12 protein-coding genes are annotated in these 17,615 nt (G+C 68.1%); 8 read left to right on the top strand and 4 right to left on the bottom strand.

From position 1 onward, the window contains the following. Nucleotides 1-193: 193 nt before the first annotated feature. From ABD172_RS14900 to ABD172_RS14885, 4 genes are all read right to left on the bottom strand, one after another. Nucleotides 194-1,054 carry an ABC transporter ATP-binding protein gene (locus ABD172_RS14900; protein WP_344310955.1) on the bottom strand — a complete coding sequence of 287 codons (861 nt, stop codon included), beginning with the start codon at nt 1,052-1,054 and terminating at the stop codon, nt 194-196. After that, nucleotides 1,038-1,886 carry an ABC transporter permease gene (locus ABD172_RS14895; RefSeq protein WP_344310953.1) on the bottom strand — a complete coding sequence of 283 codons (849 nt, stop codon included), beginning with the start codon at nt 1,884-1,886 and terminating at the stop codon, nt 1,038-1,040. Before ABD172_RS14895 ends, ABD172_RS14900 begins: the two co-directional genes overlap by 17 nt. 163 nt (nt 1,887-2,049) lie before the next feature. Next, nucleotides 2,050-3,312, bottom strand: coding sequence for a UDP-N-acetyl-D-mannosamine dehydrogenase (gene wecC, locus ABD172_RS14890; RefSeq protein ID WP_344310951.1), 1,263 nt, complete (start codon nt 3,310-3,312; stop codon nt 2,050-2,052). A gap of 265 nt (nt 3,313-3,577) precedes the next feature. Next, the gene (locus ABD172_RS14885) at nt 3,578-5,494 is read right to left on the bottom strand and encodes a glycosyltransferase family protein (protein ID WP_344310949.1); all 1,917 of its coding nucleotides are present in this window, start codon (nt 5,492-5,494) and stop codon (nt 3,578-3,580) included. A gap of 340 nt (nt 5,495-5,834) precedes the next feature. Here ABD172_RS14885 and ABD172_RS14880 point away from each other — a divergent pair, with 340 nt between their 5' ends. The 8 genes from ABD172_RS14880 to ABD172_RS14845 are packed head-to-tail and all read left to right on the top strand — an operon-like array spanning nt 5,835 to nt 17,586. Then, entirely contained in the window at nt 5,835-7,697 is a 1,863-nt protein-coding gene (locus ABD172_RS14880; RefSeq protein WP_344310947.1) for a polysaccharide biosynthesis protein, read from the top strand. Then, nucleotides 7,694-8,770 carry an MraY family glycosyltransferase gene (locus ABD172_RS14875; RefSeq protein ID WP_344310945.1) on the top strand — a complete coding sequence of 359 codons (1,077 nt, stop codon included), beginning with the start codon at nt 7,694-7,696 and terminating at the stop codon, nt 8,768-8,770. Before ABD172_RS14880 ends, ABD172_RS14875 begins: the two co-directional genes overlap by 4 nt. Then, on the top strand, nt 8,767-9,999 hold the full coding sequence (locus ABD172_RS14870; RefSeq protein ID WP_344310943.1) for a glycosyltransferase family 4 protein: 1,233 nt from the start codon (nt 8,767-8,769) through the stop codon (nt 9,997-9,999). Before ABD172_RS14875 ends, ABD172_RS14870 begins: the two co-directional genes overlap by 4 nt. Continuing rightward, complete coding sequence (locus ABD172_RS14865) at nt 9,996-11,852, top strand: glycosyltransferase (RefSeq protein ID WP_344310941.1); 1,857 nt, start codon at nt 9,996-9,998, stop codon at nt 11,850-11,852. The genes ABD172_RS14870 and ABD172_RS14865 overlap by 4 nt, the downstream gene beginning before the upstream one ends. Next, entirely contained in the window at nt 11,849-12,730 is an 882-nt protein-coding gene (locus ABD172_RS14860; RefSeq protein WP_344310939.1) for an ABC transporter permease, read from the top strand. Before ABD172_RS14865 ends, ABD172_RS14860 begins: the two co-directional genes overlap by 4 nt. Beyond that, nucleotides 12,717-13,892, top strand: a complete 1,176-nt coding sequence (locus ABD172_RS14855; protein WP_344310937.1) for an ABC transporter ATP-binding protein — start codon at nt 12,717-12,719, stop codon at nt 13,890-13,892. Before ABD172_RS14860 ends, ABD172_RS14855 begins: the two co-directional genes overlap by 14 nt. Continuing rightward, a complete protein-coding gene (locus tag ABD172_RS14850) occupies nt 13,889-14,830 on the top strand; it encodes a DUF6270 domain-containing protein (RefSeq protein WP_344310935.1) in 942 nt (313 codons plus the stop codon). Before ABD172_RS14855 ends, ABD172_RS14850 begins: the two co-directional genes overlap by 4 nt. Further along, nucleotides 14,827-17,586 (top strand): glycosyltransferase family 2 protein, encoded by a 2,760-nt coding sequence (locus ABD172_RS14845; RefSeq protein WP_344310933.1) that lies wholly within the window; start codon nt 14,827-14,829, stop codon nt 17,584-17,586. The genes ABD172_RS14850 and ABD172_RS14845 overlap by 4 nt, the downstream gene beginning before the upstream one ends. Nucleotides 17,587-17,615: the final 29 nt, after the last annotated feature.

Below are 17,615 nucleotides of genomic sequence, written 5' to 3'. Positions count from 1 at the left end.
GCCGAGGGTTTCGCCTTCAAGACCTGGCTCCGCCGCTGACCCACCGCATGGCCGGATGGCCCGGGCCCCGGCAGCACTGTGCCCCGGGTCGTACGGTTTGATCCGTACTCACCGGGGCAAACTGCTGCTTTCGCAGGCGGGGCGGACGGGGCGGGCCGCAGCGCGGGCCGGGGTCGGACTCGACCGGCGCGCCTCACTTGTGCTTCTCGTACTCCTTGACGACCTCGTCGGTGTTGCCGTCGGCCCGGAGGTCACCCTTCTCGATCCACAGGGTGCGGGTGCAGGTGTCGCGGATGGAACGCATCGAGTGGGAGACGAGGAAGACCGTGCCGGCCCGCTCGCGGATCTCGCGGATGCGCGCCTCGGACTTCTTCTGGAACCACTTGTCGCCGACGGAGAGGGCCTCGTCGACGATGAGGATCTCGTGTTCCTTCGCCGTCGCGATCGCGAACTTGAGGCGGGCGGACATACCGGAGGAGTACGTGCGCATCGGCATGTCGATGAAGTCCTTGAGGCCGGTGAAGTCGACGATGTCGTCGTACTGGGCCATGATCTCCTCGCGCTTCATGCCCATCGCGAGCCCGCCGAGGATGATGTTGTTCCCACCGGACAGGTCGGGGATGAGCGCCGCTCCCACGCCGAGGAGGTTCGGGCGGGACTTCGCCCACACGGCGCCTCGGGTGGGTGGGGTGAGGCCCGTGATGGTGCGCATGAGCGTGGACTTGCCGGAGCCGTTCGATCCGATGATGCCGATCGACTCGTTCTTGTTCGCCACGAAGCTCACGCCCTTGAGCGCGTGGACCGTCTTCATCTCGCGTCCGCGCTGGAGCAGCCCGGAGGACACGGACGGCTTGACCCGTTTGCCGGTGGTGAGCGTGCGGAACTCGACGTGGAGTTCCTCGCACAGCACGACCGGGTCGGAGGCCTGTGCCTGCAGCTGGTCCACCGTCGGGTGGAGTGCGTTCGGGTTGGGGCCCTCGCCGTGGCTGCCGACCCGCATCTCCGCGTGCTTCGCAGCGGTCACTGCGTCCACCTCGTCACTCTTCCCGGCCATAACGCTCCTCCGCCTTCCAGAAGAACAGGGCTCCGACGACGAGGACGACGACGGACCAGATCGCGAGCTTCCACCAGTAGTCCCACGGCACCGCGTACTCGTCGAGCAGCAGGCCACGGGCGATCGACAGCACCTCGTTGAGCGGGTGCCACTCGTAGATCGCCGCGAGTGTGGGGTACGGCTCGAGGACATCGGCCGGGTTGAAGAACACACCCGAGGTGTAGAAGATCATCCGGCTGATGAACGGGATGAGCTGCGAGAGGTCCCGCAGGTGCACCGTGATGCGGGCGAAGAGGAACGCGACGCCCTGATTGAACATGTAGAACAGCGCGATGAGCGGGATGAAGAGGAACCAGTCCCAGTGCGGCCGCGATCCCCACAGCATCGTGAGGACGAACATGAGCGCGAGGGTCGGCAGGAAGTTGAGGAGGTTCTCGATGACCTTCGCGACCGGCAGCACCATGCGCGGGAACGGCAGCGACTGCACGAGCGAGGTGTTCGAGATGATCGACTTCGCGCCGCCGTTCATCGACGAGTTGAAGAACTCGAGGAGGAACACACCGATGATGAGGAACGGGACGAAGTTCTCGGGGCGCGCGCCGGCGAGGATGATGCCGAACACGAGGCCGTAGACGAGCGCGGAGAGAATGGGCCGCAGCACCACCCAGAGCATGCCCAGACGGTTGCGTTCGTTCTCGCTCTGGATGCGGAACTTGGCGAGCGAGAAGGTGAAGTCGCGTCGGACCCAGACCTCGTGGAGGTACCGGAAGAACGACGGCCGCGCTCCCACCCGCGAGAGCGAGTACTGGGCGGCCAGTTCAGGCATTGTCATAGGGCGAGGAACACTCTCCGTCGGGTCGTGGACATAGGGATTCTATGCGACGAGTCCGTGAACACCCGGGACCTCGCAGCGGCTGCCGCCTGTGAACGTCGTGATGAATGAGACACGCCCCGACGTGCGTCGCGGCGTCTCGCGTCCAGCGCCGGGCCACGTCTCACTTCCGGCGCCAGGCGCCCCTCGTGTCGTAGACGAACGCGCCCTGGATGCCGCTCGGGTCGTACTCCTTGAACGGGGTGTGGTCGACGAGGAGCAGCACGATGTCCGCCTCCGCGATCGCGTCCTCGAACTCCGCGAGCTCCACGTTCGGCAGCTCGGCGAGCACCGCAGGCAGCTCCGTGATGTTCGGTTCGACTGCGAGGACCTGCGCCTCGGGAACCCGGCGGGCGAGTTCGGCCGTGATGTCGAGCGCGGGCGACTCGCGCAGGTCGTCGATGTCCGGCTTGAACGCCAGACCGAGCGCGGCGATCCGCGGTGCCTTGAACTTCTGCGCCTGCGGGATCACCCGGTCGAGGACGAACTCGGGCTTCGCGTCGTTGACCTCGCGCGCCGAACGGATGATGCGCGCCTGCTCGGGCGCGGCGGCGACGATGAACCACGGGTCGACCGCGATGCAGTGCCCACCCACACCGGGACCCGGCTGCAGGATGTTCACCCGCGGGTGGTGGTTCGCGAGCTCGATGAGCTCCCACACGTCGACGTCGAGGCGGTCCGCGATCACCGACAGTTCGTTCGCGAACGCGATGTTCACGTCCCGGAACGCGTTCTCCGTGAGCTTGGCGAGCTCGGCGGTCCGCGCATCGGTGATGAGGAACTCGCCGTCGCAGAACAGCTGGTAGAGGCGGCGTGCACGTTCACCGGCGTCACCGTTGAGGGCACCGATGATGCGGTCGTTCGTCCGCAGCTCGATCATGATGCGGCCCGGCAGCACGCGCTCGGGGCAGTGCGCGAAGTAGACGGTGTTCGGCAGCCCGGGCTCGAGGGTGAGGTCGGGCCGGGCGGCGAGGATCACCTCGGCGACGCGCTCGGTGGCACCCGGGGGCGAGGTCGACTCGAGGATGACGAGCTCACCGCCGCGCAGCTGCGGGGCGATGTTCGCCGAGGCCGCCTCGACGTACGCGAGGTCCGGCTGGTGGTCGTCCTTGAACGGGGTGGGGACCGCGATGATGTAGTGCTCGGCCTGCGGCACCTCGAGGGAGGCCCGGAGGTTCCCCTGGGAGACGGTGCCGGCGAGCACGGTCCCGAGGTCCGGCTCCACGAACGGCAGTTCCCCGGCGTTCACGGCGTCGACGGACGACTGTTTGACGTCCACGCCGATCACCTGCGCCCCCGAGCTGGCGAGCACGGCCGCCGTCGGCAACCCGATGTAGCCGAGCCCGATCACCGCAACGGTGGGAGCGGGAGCCTTGGTGGGGGTCATGTGTCGCCTTCCTGATGCCGAGCCGAGTCCGTCCGGCAGTGTCTCACACCCCGGATACTGCCCAGAAGTCACCACCGCCGAGGCGCCCCGCTGTCCCGGCAACACCCCACCCCGGGGTGCCCTGCGTTCGTGCGCCAACGGTTTTCGCGGACGCCAACCGAAAGAGTTGCCGTTCGCAGGAAAGGAAACGCATTCGGTTGCCGTGGGCGAATCCGTTGGAGAGAGACCGCCGCACCCCACCGGCACCCCGACAACACCGCCGCACTCAGAAGAAGTAGTGCTCCTCCGGGAACCCGTAGGCGTGCACCGTGCCGTTCGCGAGGAGGTGCGTGTCCTCGACGTCCCATGTGTGGCGGTGTCCGTCGTCGTGCGAGCGCATCTGCACGAAGTTGAACCGGTCGGCCGAGTAGATCCGCCCACCGCTCTCGAGCAGCCGCTGCTGGAAGTCCGTGTCCTCGCCGCGCGTGAGCTGCCCGAAGCGCAGCCTGCGGAACACCTCGGCGCGGCCGGTCATCGTCGGTCCCATCACGAGGTTCGTGAACTTGTGCTCGCGTTCGGGGAACCGCAGGAGCGTCACGTCCTGCCCGCCGAGGTGCAGGTAGTGCGCCTGCTTCCCCACGAGGTCCGCGTTCGAGTACCGCAGCGCCGCCACCTGATCGGCGAGGTAGTGCTGCCCGTACAGATCGTCGTCGTCCATCTTCGTGAGGACGCTGCCGCTCGCCGCGTCGATCGCGAGGTTGAGGCACTCGCCCAGCGAGAGCGACGCATCCCCGACGACGTGGACGAGGTCCCGCACCCCCGCCGAGGCGGCCCGCGCCTCGAGCGATCCCGCACCCTCGGCAGAACGCACCTCCGCCGGCTCTGCCGACGGATCGAACCCGTGCGTCACGAGCACGAGCTGCACGTGCGGGTACGTCTGCTTCCCGACGGAGGCGAACACGTGGTCGAGCTGCTGCGGCCGGTTCGTCGACACGAGCACCGACACCGTGGGCGTGCCGGGGTCCTCGTACGGCACCCCCGCCGCGTCCATGACCGTCATCGCGCGCTGGGTGTACGTGTGTTCGGCCCAGATCCGTCGCTGTGCGAGGTGCACGCTGCGGTCGGAGAGTTCCGGACTGCGTACGAGGGCCCGCAGGACATCCGACGCCTCGGATCGCGTCGTCGGCTGGAACACCTCGTTCTCGGGGAAGAACGCCTTCGTCGCGGCCGAGGGTGCGGTGACGACGGGGGTGCCGGAGGCCGTGATCTCGAAGATGCGGCGGGCGCACATGCTCGGGGAGTCGACGACGGAGTTGACGTTGAGGAACGCCTTGAACCCCTTGTACGCGGTGAGCATGTGCGGATAGGGGAGCGATCCGACGACGTGTTCACCGAGCTCGCCGGGGAACTGGTACCGCTCGTCCCCGCCGAGCTGCCGGGAGAAGATCGAGAAGCGTTCGCCGGACTTCGCCTCGGCGTCGACCGCGCCGCCGAGCAACCAGTCCATCTGTTCGCGCCGCTCGGGGTACTTGTGGGCGAAGTACATGCCGGCGAAGGCGACGCCGTCCTCGTGGAACCCGCCCACGGGGCGGACGGGGTTGTGGATCGCCGGTTGTGCCGCGAATCCGAGGACACCCACGCGGTCGTGCCCGAGTTCCTCCCGGTACCGCGGGATGAGCCGCACGTCGGAGGTGAACACGACGTCGAAGAGTTTCGCCGCCTCGAGGAAGTCGTCGAAGTGCGGCGGGTCCTCCTTGTTCCAGAACACCGTGGGGATCCCCGCCTCCCGGCATGCCGCGAGCAGGTCGATGAACGGCTGTTTCACGCCCGAGGTGCCCGTGAGCTGGTACTGCCAGTCACCGCCGTTGCCGTTCCACGCCGATTCGATGAACACGAGGTCCAGCTCCGGCAGCTGCTCCGCCCAGCCGGTGCGTGTCAGCGGCACCGTCGTCCATTCGTAGCGGAACGCGGAGGCGGAGAACTCGTCGAGGATCGTGCCCACCCGGATACCCGCGAACACCGGGGCCCGGTCGTCACCCGTCGTCGCGGGGAACCGCTCGAGCGGGTCGTCGCTCACGCCGAGGCGCGGGTTGCCGGCCGCCGCCCCCCTGCGGCGCTGCCATTCGCGCAGTTGGGCCAGCCCGCCGCGGCGCAGGTGCCAGGCGGCGGTACGGAGTTCACCGAGGACGGAGGAACGGGTCACGGGTGCCTTTCGGAACGACAGACGCGGGTGGATCGGTGCCGGGTCCGGTCGAGGAGCCGGTCGGAGTCCTCATTCAGGCGGCGCACATGTGGCCGAAACGCAACCTTCGCCGAGTGTCCGAGGCACTCCGTATACTCGTACCTTAGAGGAAGCCGGGAGTCCGGCCCGATCTCACCGAGAGGGCCGACGCTCGAGCACCGTCGAAGCCCGAGAACCTTCGAGCTCGAGAATCGTCGAACGAAAGTTGAAGCCCATCCCCAGTGAACACCTGACTGGAGGAACTGCCGCGGAGAACACCGAGTCCCGGCAGGCGCCTCGTCATGCCCGGAGAACGATCTCCGTGGCGCTGTGGAGGGCCATCCGGGACGGACTCATCTTCGCCGCGTGCGTGTGGATCGCTGCGCTCGCCCGCTACGACTTCGCGGTCTCGAGCCCGAACTACGCAGGCATCACGGTGTGTTCGGTCATCGCGTTCCTCACCTTCGTCGTCCTCGGCGGGTGGCTGTACGGGCAGGGCCGGTACCGCCGCGCCTCGGGCGACGAACTCTTCGGAGCCGGTGCCGTCGTCGCGATCGCCGCGGGCTTCATGTACCTCGGCAATGCGCTCGTCGGTGCCCCGCGCCTCGTGCCCGCGAGTGTTCCGGTGTCCGCGGGTGCCTTCGCGATCGTCGCGATCGCGATCGTGAGCTGGAGCCTCACGACGGGGCGCCACCGGGTGCGCCGGCAGTCGGGTCGGTCGCGTCGCGCGCTCATCGTCGGTGCCGGTCACCACGGCATGACGGCGTTCCGCATGATCACCGAGGACCCGCGGGCGGAGTTCGTCGCGGTCGGGTTCCTCGACGACGACCCGAACAAGCGCCTCCTCCGGGTCGAGGGCGTCCGCGTCATGGGCACGCTCGAGGAGATGTGCGACGTCGCGAAGCGGACGGGGGCGGACACCGTCATCGTCGCGATCCGGTCGTTCACGTCGAAGGCCATGCAGGCGCTCGTCGAACGGGCGGCCGAGCAGGGCCTCGAGGTGAAGATCCTTCCGGACATCGACGCCCAGCAGGCCCGCCACCGCGGCCTCGGCGACAAGAACGCGGTCGCCCTGCGGCCGGCCGGTTTCCGCAATGTCGAGCTCAACGACCTCATCGGACGCGAACCCGTCCAGACGGACGTCGACGCGATCGCCTCCTATCTCAACGGCAAGACGGTCCTCGTCACCGGCGCCGGTGGTTCGATCGGCTCGTTCCTCTGCCAGCAGATCGCGAAGTACTCGCCCGGTCGCCTCGTCATGACGGACCGGGACGAATCCGGTCTGCACTCCACGCAGCTCGTCCTCGAGGGGCAGGCGATGCTCACGAGCGACGACCTCGTCCTCGGCGACCTGCGTGACCCCCGGTTCGTCCGCACGCTCTTCAAGGACGTGCGGCCGGACATCGTCTTCCACGCCGCCGCCCTCAAGCACCTCACGTTCCTCGAGCGCTTCCCCGACGAAGCCGTCATGACGAACGTCGGCGGCAGCCTCGACCTCCTCGACGCGGCCGTCGAGTACGGGGTCGACCAGTTCGTCCACATCTCGACCGACAAGGCGGCGGATCCCACGAGCGTCCTCGGCGCCTCGAAGTACCTCACGGAACGTGTGATCGCGGGCATCGCCCGGAGCACCGGCAAGGACTTCATGTCGGTCCGGTTCGGCAATGTCCTCGGATCCCGCGGGTCCGTGCTCGGCACCTTCGTCGCGCAGGCGGCGGCGGGCGGCCCGCTCACGGTCACCGCGCCGGGCGTGCGCCGCTACTTCATGTCCGCCGCGGAGGCCTGTGAGCTCGTCCTCCAGGCCGGGGCGATCGGCAATGCGGGGGAGACCCTCGTGCTCGACATGGGCGAGCAGGTGCTCATCGAGGACCTCGCGAAGCGTGTCATCGCACTGAGCGGTAAACCGGACGTGGAGATCGTCTACACCGGCCTGCGGGAGGGCGAGAAGCTCGAGGAGGTCCGCCTCGCCGCCGGTGAACGCGACGAGCGGCCCAACCACCCGTTCATCTCCCAGGTCCCCATCAACCCGGTCGACGTCGAACGCGTCCGCAGCCTCGTGGCGAACGCCCGCACCGCCGGCCACACCCGCAACGACGAGATCCGCCAGGAACTCGCGGCCCTCGTCCGTTCCACGCGCGCGCTCAACGTCGTGCAGCCGCAGTTCGGGCAGGGACGCACCGCGTGACCGTCTGGATCCTCGTGACCGCCGCGCTCGGCGCAGCCCTCAGCTGGCTGTCCTGCCGGTTCCTCGTCCTGCCGCTCCTGCGCCGCCGAGGCGTCATGGACCGGCCCTCGGAACGGTCCTCCCACGAGGTCCCCGTCGTCCGCGGTGGCGGGCTCGCGGTGCTGTCCGGTTTCCTCCCGGCGGCCGTCCTCGGCATGCTCGGCTACGGCCTCGCCTCCGGGGAGTACGGACTGCGGTCCCTCGTCACCTTCGACGCCCCGGGGTTCTCCGTCCTCGCGATGGGGATCGCGTTCGGGTTCATCGGCCTCGTCGACGACCTCGACTCGCTCTCGGCCTCGACGCGCCTGCTTGCCCAGGTGGGGGTCGGTATCATCTTCGCCGCGGGCGTCATGCTCCTCCTCGGCGTCGGGTTCTTCGCCGGTGCCGTCATCGCGGTGAGCGTCGTGTACGTCGTCAACGCGGTGAATTTCATGGACGGGCTCAACACGCTCATCACCGGGTGGACGCTCGTGTGCGCCCTGTGGTTCACGCTCCTCGGCGCCCTCACGGGGTCCGGGTCGATCGCGATCGCCGCGGTGGCCCTCGCGCTCGCGGCCGCAGCGTTCCTGCCGTTCAATACGAATCCGGCACAGGCGTTCCTCGGGGACGTCGGGAGTTATGCGATCGGCGGGGCAACGGTCGCGCTCGCGTGGATGTCGTGGGCGTTCGGGATGCCGGTCGTCGCGGTGCTCGCGCCGTTCGTCGTACCGGCGTACGACGTCCTCCGCACCCTCATCGTGCGCATGTACCTGGGGGAGAACATCTTCCAGGCTCACAAGTCGCACCTCTACCAGCGCATGCACCAGGCCGGTCTCAGCCACGAGACCGTCGCGCGCATCCACGCCGGTGCCGCCCTCGTCTGCATCCTCGCGAGCGTCCCGGCGGTCCTCACGCAGGGGTGGGCCGGTGAGCTCGTGGCGGTGTCGATCTGGCTGCTCGTCCTCGTCTTCTACTCGTACGGCCCGCGGTTCGTGAAGGAACACCGAGCGAAGGAGCACGGCTCGTCCTCGAACAACGCAGGAGGACGCGCGTGAGAATTCTCCTCCTCACGCACTACTACGCTCCGGAGATCGGTGCACCGCAGCGGCGCTGGCGGGAGCTCGTCTCCGGGTTCACGGCCGCCGGTCACGAGGTCGCGGTGTGTGCTCCGGTCCCGCACTATCCGCACTCGCGGTCGCGGGACCTCGGCCGGTCCGGCACCCGGAAGTGGGAGTGGGAGGACGGTGAGTACGGGGAGCGGATCCTCCGCCTGCCCTACGTGTACACGTCCTCGTCGATGGTGCGGCAGCTCGTCGACCAGGGCACGTCCTCCGCTGCAGCCCTCGCCGTCGCGGCCGCGATGCGCGGGAACCGGCCGGACGTCGTGATCTCGACGACGCCGGGCCTGCCGATGCTCTTCACGGGCGAGGCGGTCGCGCGGCTCCTGGGCGTCCCCCACGTCGCCGAGGTGCGCGACGCCTGGCCGGACCTCATTGCGGATTCCTCGCTCGTCACCTCGGCGTCGAAAGGACTGGTGCCGAAGGCGATCGCCGATCGTGCGGAACGGCAGTGGTTGCCGGCGCTCTTCACCGGGGTGCAGAAGCGCGCGGAGGCCGTCGTCGTCACGACCGAGGGGTTCGCGCAGCGTTTGCGCGAACGCGGGGTCGGGAACGTCACCTGCATCCGGAACACCGCACGCGTCGACGAGCACGCAGTCCACTGGAGGCCCGCGTTCTCGCCGGACACCCCGTTGCGCCTCGCGTACGTGGGGACGGTCGGGCGGTCCCAGGGCCTGCAGACGCTCGTCCACGCGGTCGGCAATGTGTCGGGCGTGGAGCTGCGGATCGTCGGGGCGGGTGCCGCGTGTGCGGAGCTCGAGGCCGCGGCGGCTCCGCACGCGGACCGGATCCGGTTCCTCCCGCAGACCGTCGGCCCCGAACTCGAGAACCTGTGGGCGTGGGCCCACTCGGGCGTCGTGAGCCTCGAACCGGTTCCCGCGTTCGAGTACACGATCCCCTCGAAGATCTACACCCTCATGGCCAAGGGCGTGCACATCACCGGGGCGCTCTCCGGTGAGGCCGCCGCCATCGTCCGCGAATCCGGGGCCGGCCACGTCGCCGAGCCCGGGGATCCCGTGGCGCTCGAACGTCTCATCACCGATCTCAGGACAGGTGCTCTTCCCGTGACCCAGAAACCGTCCGCCATGCAGTGGATCCGCGAGCACGCCTCGCCGGAGCGTGCCGTCGCCACGTACCTCGAGGTGCTCGCGGAGGCCGCTCGGTGAACCTCGGATTCGTTCTGCGGCAGGGAGTGACCCTCGTCCGCACCGTCGCCGAGCACGTGGGCGGGGACCCGGTGTTCTTCGGGATGCAGGTCGCCCGCCGGTTGCCCGGGAAGTACGTGGCCCCGGTGGGGCGCGCGGTGTCCCGGGTGCCCGTGCCGGCCGTCCGGGCCACGGGACTGTGGCTGTCCGGGCAGGAATCGCGCGCGAGTGCGTGCGTGCAGGAGGCCGCGGGGAGTGCGCGGGGTGCGTCCGCACGGGTGCTCGGGGAGATCGCGCTCGGGCTGGGCCTGAGGGACGAGGCGCTGGAACTCGCCGGACGTGCGGGGGCGCGGGGCGCCTCGGCGACAGCACGGCGCGGAGCGGCGGGGTTGCGTGCCCGGCTGCGCTGGGCGGCCGGCGACATGAGCGGGGCGATCGAGGAGCTGCCGGCCGGGCGCTATCGCACCCGGCTCGAATCCGAGCGGGCCGTCATGACGCCGGGGTGGACCCCGGCTCCGGCCGCTGCCCCCGGTGCGTCCCGCACCCCGGCGCTGTTCTCCGGCACCCCCGCCGAGGCGCCGCGCACCCAGGTGCTCTTCTCCCTCACGAACTCCCTCCCGCACACCCAGTCGGGTTACACGCTGCGCACGCATGCGGTGCTCAGGTCGGTGCGGGACGCAGGTGTCGACGTACTCGGGTCGACGCGGACGGGGTACCCGGTGTCCGTGGGGCGGTTCTCGAGCCGCGATCGGGACACGATCGACGGGATCACTTACCTGCGGGACGTGCCGTGGAACCAGGGGAGCACGCTTGCGGAGCGGCTCGGTGCTCAGGCGGCGTTCCTCGAGGAGGTGGGCCGCGCCTCGGGTGCGCAGGTGCTGCACACGACGACGCACTTCGTCAACGGGCTCGCGGTGCGTGAGGCCGCGCGGCGCCTCGGGGTGCCGTGGGTGTACGAGGTGCGTGGCGTGCTCGAGGAGACGTGGGCGTCCGGGCGCGGGAGCGCGGAGGACAAGGCCGCGGCGCGGGCGAGTGAACGGTTCCGGTTGTTCCGGGCGCAGGAGATCGACGTGGCGCGGAGTGCGGATTTCGTCGTGACGCTCGGGCACACGATGGCGCAGGAGCTCGTGGATCGCGGGGTGGACGCCTCGCGGGTGCTCGTGGCTCCGAACGCGGTGGGCGATGCGGTGCTGGATGCGGATGTGACACGCCCGGCCGCACAGGTGCGTGAGGAACTCGGGTTGCCGACCGAGGGCACGTGGGTCGGGACGGCGGCGAGCATCGTCGGGTACGAGGGGCTGGACACGCTCGTGGACGCGGTGGCGCTCGCGCGGGCGGACGGTCACGATCTGCGGTTGCTCGTCGTGGGGACCGGCACGGAACTGCCGGCGCTCAAGGAGCGGGCTGCGGTGCTCGGGGAGCACGCGGTGTTCACCGGGCGGGTGCCGCAAGCGCTGGCGCACTCGTACGTGCGGGCGCTCGACGTGTTCGTCGTGCCGCGGCGGAACGATCCGGTGTGTGCCCTGGTCACGCCCATCAAACCGGTGGAGGCGGCGGGCCTGGGACGGCCGGTGGTCGTGAGTGATCTGCCGGCACTCACGGAAGCGTTGCCCGCCGGTGCGTTCACTGCGGTGCCGCCGGAGGAACCCGGTACACTCGCATCCGAACTCGTGCGCCTGGCACAGGATCCGCTTCAGCGGGCCCGGATGGCCGCCACGGGCAGGGACTTCGTCCTCGCCGAACGCCGCTGGGAGTCCGTGGCGCAGGGGTTCGTGGACATGTACGCGAAGCTCGGGGTGGAAGCCGGATCGTCGGTGACGGCGGTGCCGGTCCCGGGCGTGGAGAGTGGAACCGGGGAAGGTGGTCGACGGTGAGCTACAAGGATCCGTCGACGTGGAAGACCTCGGTCTCCGTCCCGTCGTGGTTGCTGCGTCCCGTGGGCACCCGCCCGCCGCTCGAGGACTACTTCAAACAGCTGTGGCGCCGCCGGCATTTCATCCTGGCGGAGTCGAAGTCGAAGGTCGCCGGGGCGAACAGCAAGGCGATCATGGGCAACCTGTGGTTGGTGGGAAATCCCCTCCTGCAGGCGCTCATGTACTTCGTCATCTTCGGGCTCATCATGAACGCGAGCCGCGGTGTGGACAACTTCCTCGCCTACCTCATCGTCGGGTTGTTCCACTTCTTCCTCACGATGAGAGCGGTGAGCGGTGGGGTCAAGGTCATCGGCACTGGCCGGTCCATGATCCGTGCTTTCGCCTTCCCCCGTGCGTCGCTTCCTATCTCGCTGGTCCTGCAGCAGCTCTACCAGTTCGGTCTCACCTGGATCGTGATGATCGTCTTCATCAGCGTGGTGCCTCCGGCGGAGAACATCACGTGGCGGGTCGTCCTCATCGTCCCTGCCCTCGTGCTCCAGGTGATGTTCGTGGCCGGGTGCGTGTTCTTCGTGGCGCGGATCGGCCACAAGATCCCGGATATCTCGAATCTGCTCAGCGTCGTGACGCGCTTCTGGTTGTACGGTTCCGGCGTGATCTTCCCGATCGAACGATTCATCACGGACCCGTTCTGGCAGTCGATCGTCCAGCTCAACCCGATGTGGATCTACCTCGACATGCAACGCAGTGCGCTCGTATACGGGACCAGCATCCCGGCCTGGGAGTGGATCATGGGCGCGGGTTGGGCCCTCGGATTCCTCATCCTCGGATTCGTCTTCTTCTACTACGGCGAGGAGGAGTACGGCCGTGACCGCAACTGAGAAACTCGCATCCAAGAAGTCACTTGCGTACGACACCACCGTTGTCGTGGAGAACGTGAAAATGACGTACACGGTGAACGCGAGCAAAGAGAAGGCAGTGAGGCCCGGACGGCGCTCTCTGCCATCCCGGGTACTCTCGAAACTCACCCCGCCCAACCGCGTCACGGTCGAGGCACTCAAAGGCGTGAGCCTCGTGGCGCGCGAGGAGGAGTTCATCGGCATCATCGGAGCGAACGGCTCCGGGAAGTCGACGCTCCTTCGCCTCATCGCCGGCGTGGAGACCCCGGATTCCGGGACTGTGCTCGCACGCCGTCAGCCCGCTCTGCTCGGTGTGAACGCGGCTCTCCAACCGTCGCTCAGCGGAGCGGAGAACGTGCGACTCGGTCTGCTCGCCATGGGCTTCTCTCCCGCACAGGCGGAGAAGATGTTCGACGACGTCGTCGAGATGTCGGCACTGGGGAAAGCGATCTACCGTCCCATGGGCGGTTACTCCTCGGGCATGGGTGGGCGTCTGCGTTTCGCGATCTCCGTGGCGGCGCGTCCGTCGATCCTCCTCATCGACGAGGCCCTCGCGACGGGTGATGCGACCTTCGAAGCGAGGTCGAAAGCCGCGATGGACGACCTGCTCAGCACCGCAGGCACGGTGATGATGGTGAATCACGCAGCGAAGACCATCCAGGAGATGTGTACGCGCGCGGTATGGCTCCACATGGGCGAGACGATCATGGACGGTCCCGCCGAGTACGTGGCGGAGAAGTACCGCTGGTGGTCGTGGAACATGGCGAAGGGCAAACCCGAGGTCGCGGAAAAGCTCCTCCGCGACGCGATCGAGGAAGGCGAGGAACAAGCCGTGCACGTCCTGTCGACGGCACCGCTCCACGAGACGTCGCCTCGTCACGTGCGCTCGGCATCCGCTCCCGAACCGGAAGTCATCACCGTCCGCCCCGGTGAGCCTCGGACGTTCACCGCTGCGCAGGACACCGTGTGGGCCCCCGACTTCCGCGATCCTAACAACCTCCGTGACGAAGCGCAGTTCCCGGTCCTGTTGCCCCCGGTGCGCGCGAGCAAGGGCGTCGTCATCGACGGTCCGGATTCGAACGCTTCGGGCGACGCTGCGCCCGGTGGAGCCGCCTCGAGCGTGGACGAACGGCCCAGTTCATGACGTCGGGAGAGTTCATGCCGGGGGATCACTCGGACCGTTTCCCGGTGGATGTCGCGATCTACGGATCGTGTGTGAGCCGTGACATGTGCGAATTCTGGCCGGAAGCCCAGGTCAAGGCATACGTTGCTCGGCAGTCGGCGATCGTGCGGTTCGGACCGGTGGGAGCGAGCCGGTTCCCGACCGATGCGCTGACGTCGAAATTCCAAGCCCGGATGTATTCCGACGACAAACGCGGAAACGCCGGGAACACGATCATCAGGGCCGGCGCCGGGATGCTCATCCTCGACATCGTTGACGAGCGTCGAGGTGTGTGGCGGTTCCCGGACGCAAAGTTCCTCACGAATTCCGTCGAGGCATTCCGTGCCGGGGTCGACGTGTGGGCTCCACGCATGGGCGCGCGTCTCATCGAGTTCGGAACCGACGAGCACTTCTATCTCTGGCGCACCGCGATCGAGCACCTGCTCGGGCACGCGCGTGCGCATCGGAAGAAGTCGCCATTCGTGACTGTCTTCATCGATGTGGACTGGGCGGAAGCGACCGAGGGACAGCCACTGCCTCGGGGAATCAAATCCGCGCTCGGGGCTGCGAACCGCCAGGTCGGGCGTCAGTTCGATCGTTTCGTGAAGTCGATGCAACTCGGGAAGCCGCTCGACCTCGTCGCCGAGGAGGTCTTCGAACGGATTCCCTCGCCCGTCGAGGAGATCGCGAAGGAAGCACGACGCATGAACGTGTTGTCCCGTCGCTACGCGGAGGTATTGGCGGCGCGCAGCGACTTCGTCGTCCGTCGCACCGTGGACGAGCTCCGCATGGACCCGGAGCACAAATGGGGCCTGAACGCGTACCACTACAGCGCTGACAACTACAGAAGCATCGTCGAATCGATGCGGGAGATCGTCGCACGGAGGCCGTCGACGGACGGCGCGACGCCGCGAACATGAGCGACGCCCCTGTCCTCAGCGTGGTCGTCCCGGCGTTCGAGGTCGAGCAGTATCTGGACGAGTGCGTGCACAGCATCATCACGTCGGAGGTCGACCTCGAAGTTCTCGTGGTCGTTGATCCGTCGAGTGATGCGACGGGGCGGATCGCCCGGTCGTGGGAGAGCCGCTCCGCACGCGTCCGTGTGATCGAGAATGATGACCGCAGAGGTCCTGGTTCCTCTCGGAACGCGGGACTGCACGCAGCTCGCGGCACGTACGTCGCATTCGTCGACAGTGATGACGTCGTCCCTGCGGGCGCGTTCGAGGCCGCTATCGCGAGCCTCGAGGACACCGGTTCCGACTTCTGCACGGGACGGGCCGACGAGTTCCGCACGGACGGCACTCGAACCACCTATTGGACACAACGGTTCTCCGTCTTCGACGAAGGCGCACGGCGCACGACCCTCACCGGGCACCCCGAACTGATCTGGGACCACACGGCGTGGGCAAAGGTCTTCCGGCGCAGCTTTCTCCTCGACCACGGAATCCTGTGGCCTGAGGGAGTGCTGTGTGAGGACGTCGTTCCGGCGACGACCGCATATGTCACGGCTGCCACTGTCGACGTCCTTCCGCAGTGTGTGTATCTGTACCGCCGGCGCGCCGGATCGATCACCGGCCGACTCACGGCAACGGAGTCGTTGGCGGATTGGGCCGAGCAGACCGGTCGCGCACTCGAGATCCTCAGCGCGTCCGGCCTCCCGGGCGCGTTGGAGCTCGCGGCGGAGAAGGTGCTTCGACACGAGGCTCCGAACCGAGTCAGAGCCCTCGGTCCGTCGGTCGACCCTGCCACCGCCTCGGCCGTACGCGAATGCGTCGACGCGGCGGTTCTCGCCGCCGGGCCCGCAGTGCTCAACCGTGTGCCGATCGAGGCGATGCGTACCGTGCGGGACGGGCTGCCCGAGGCGTCCCGGGGATTTCGTGCGGTGTCCGAGGCCCTCGGCGAAACCGTACGAGCCGGGACAGACCGGGAGACGAAAGCCGGTCGAAACGGCCTCGTCTCCGTCGTCATCCCGACGTACAACGTCGAACCGTGGATCGACGAATGTCTGCAGTCAGTGCTCGACCAGGACTACCCCGCGCTGGAGATCATCGTCGTCGACGACCGCTCGACGGACGGCACATGGGAACGCCTCCAGGAATACGTGGCACGGGATTCGCGTATCCGTGCGGTCCGCAATCCCGGTGTGGGCGGAGCACAGGCCCGGAACGCGGGAGTGGAACTCGCGGCGGGCGAGTACCTCGCATTCGCCGACGGTGACGACGTCATCGCCCTGCACGCCTACCGTCGGCTCGTCGACCGGCTGGAGGCACACGATGCGGACGTTGCGATCGGGAGTTTCCAGAAGATCTGGGCGACCGGGACCTGGCGTGCGGACGGCTACGGCCTCGAAGCCGAGGTGCCGGCGACGACACTCCTGCATCATCCGCGGATCATCCGCAACCGGACGTGTTGGAACAAACTCGTGCGCAGGGAGTTCTGGGACCGCCACGGTTTCCGGTTCCCCACCGCACCGCGCGCCAACGACATCGTTCCGGTGACGCGCATGCTCGACGCGGCGGAGCGGATCACCATCCTTCCGGACGTGGTGTACCACTATCGGGCTCGTCCGGGGCAGTCGTCGATGACGGATTCTCTCGGTTCCTGGACCTCAACCGTCGCCTACCTCTCTCAGGAGCGCGTGTGCGCCGCCTACCTCGACACCGGGGAATGGGCGCGGGTCGAGCACGAGTTCTGGTCCGCCGCGTTGGAAGCCGACGCGTGGGTGGCACTCAGCCGACTCGTCACCACCGATGAGCCGCGTACCGGGAGCATGGAAAGCACCGCGGTGGCGGAGACACTGCGACACCTGCTCGACGGGGCTCCGGAACGCACACTTCGCACTGTGGATCCGAGGAAGAGGCTCGGGTATGTCCTGGCCCTCGCGGAACGGTGGTCGGGACTCCGAACAGTCGTCGACCTCACGACGGCACACGCCAACGATTCATCCCCGAGCAGCGATGCTCTCGTCGAGCTTCTCGAGGCGATGGTGGAGGGCGCGGACCTCGGATGCCCGGCCCCCGTTCTCGTTCGACTCCTCCACGAGCACGTGGTGCGTGGTCTGCCCGACCTCGTGAAGGATTCCGATGCCGGTGAGCGCGCGAAGATCCGCGAACGCATGCTCCGCCTCACGAACCGGATGGGCCTTTCGCTCGAGGAAGCCGTGGCCCCGGGGAGTCCGGAAGCGCGGGCGCTCACCGTGCTCCTGAGCGAGCACGCCGACAGCGCGCCGGAGTCGGACGCGGACCGCGAAACCGATCCGAGCGTCGACGCCGAGATCGAGCTCCTCGATACGGGCCTTGCTCGAATCATTGGACGGCGGCCCTCGATTACTGCGGATTCCCTTGCGGTGATCGCGCGCAATCCTGCAGGCGACGTCCGCTGGGTCGGCCCCGCGGTCGACGCCGGAGATCGATGGACGGCATTCGTCGATCTCTCCCGCCTCGATGTCGGTACCGATTGGACACTCGACCTGCACGTCGTCGACGGTGCCGGCCCGGTCGTCACTGGGCTCGCCCTCCGCCGCACAGGGAACCCGAAGGGTTCTTTGCGTGTGGTCGTCATCGACGGGCGCACCGTGGTTCGCCATCTCGACGCCGGACTCGTCCGCACCCGGAATGCGCTTGCGTGGCGCGTGAGGAAACTCGCCCGCGCCGCGACACGAGGGAGGAAGGCATGAACGCGCAACTCCCCCGCATCGCAGGGATC

It is taken from the genome of Brevibacterium samyangense, from assembly GCF_039529845.1.
In the GTDB taxonomy this organism is placed as follows: domain Bacteria; phylum Actinomycetota; class Actinomycetes; order Actinomycetales; family Brevibacteriaceae; genus Brevibacterium; species Brevibacterium samyangense.
Note: the sequence above shows the minus strand (reverse complement) of the source record. Positions and strands in the feature narration are given on the sequence as shown.

Coding starts and splice junctions, on each gene's coding strand:
- ABD172_RS14900 (WP_344310955.1), bottom strand. CDS start 1,054: ATGGCCGGGAAGAGTGACGAGGTGGACGCAGTGACCGCTGCGAAGCAC.
- ABD172_RS14895 (WP_344310953.1), bottom strand. CDS start 1,886: ATGACAATGCCTGAACTGGCCGCCCAGTACTCGCTCTCGCGGGTGGGA.
- wecC (WP_344310951.1), bottom strand. CDS start 3,312: ATGACCCCCACCAAGGCTCCCGCTCCCACCGTTGCGGTGATCGGGCTC.
- ABD172_RS14850 (WP_344310935.1), top strand. CDS start 13,889: ATGACGTCGGGAGAGTTCATGCCGGGGGATCACTCGGACCGTTTCCCG.
- ABD172_RS14845 (WP_344310933.1), top strand. CDS start 14,827: ATGAGCGACGCCCCTGTCCTCAGCGTGGTCGTCCCGGCGTTCGAGGTC.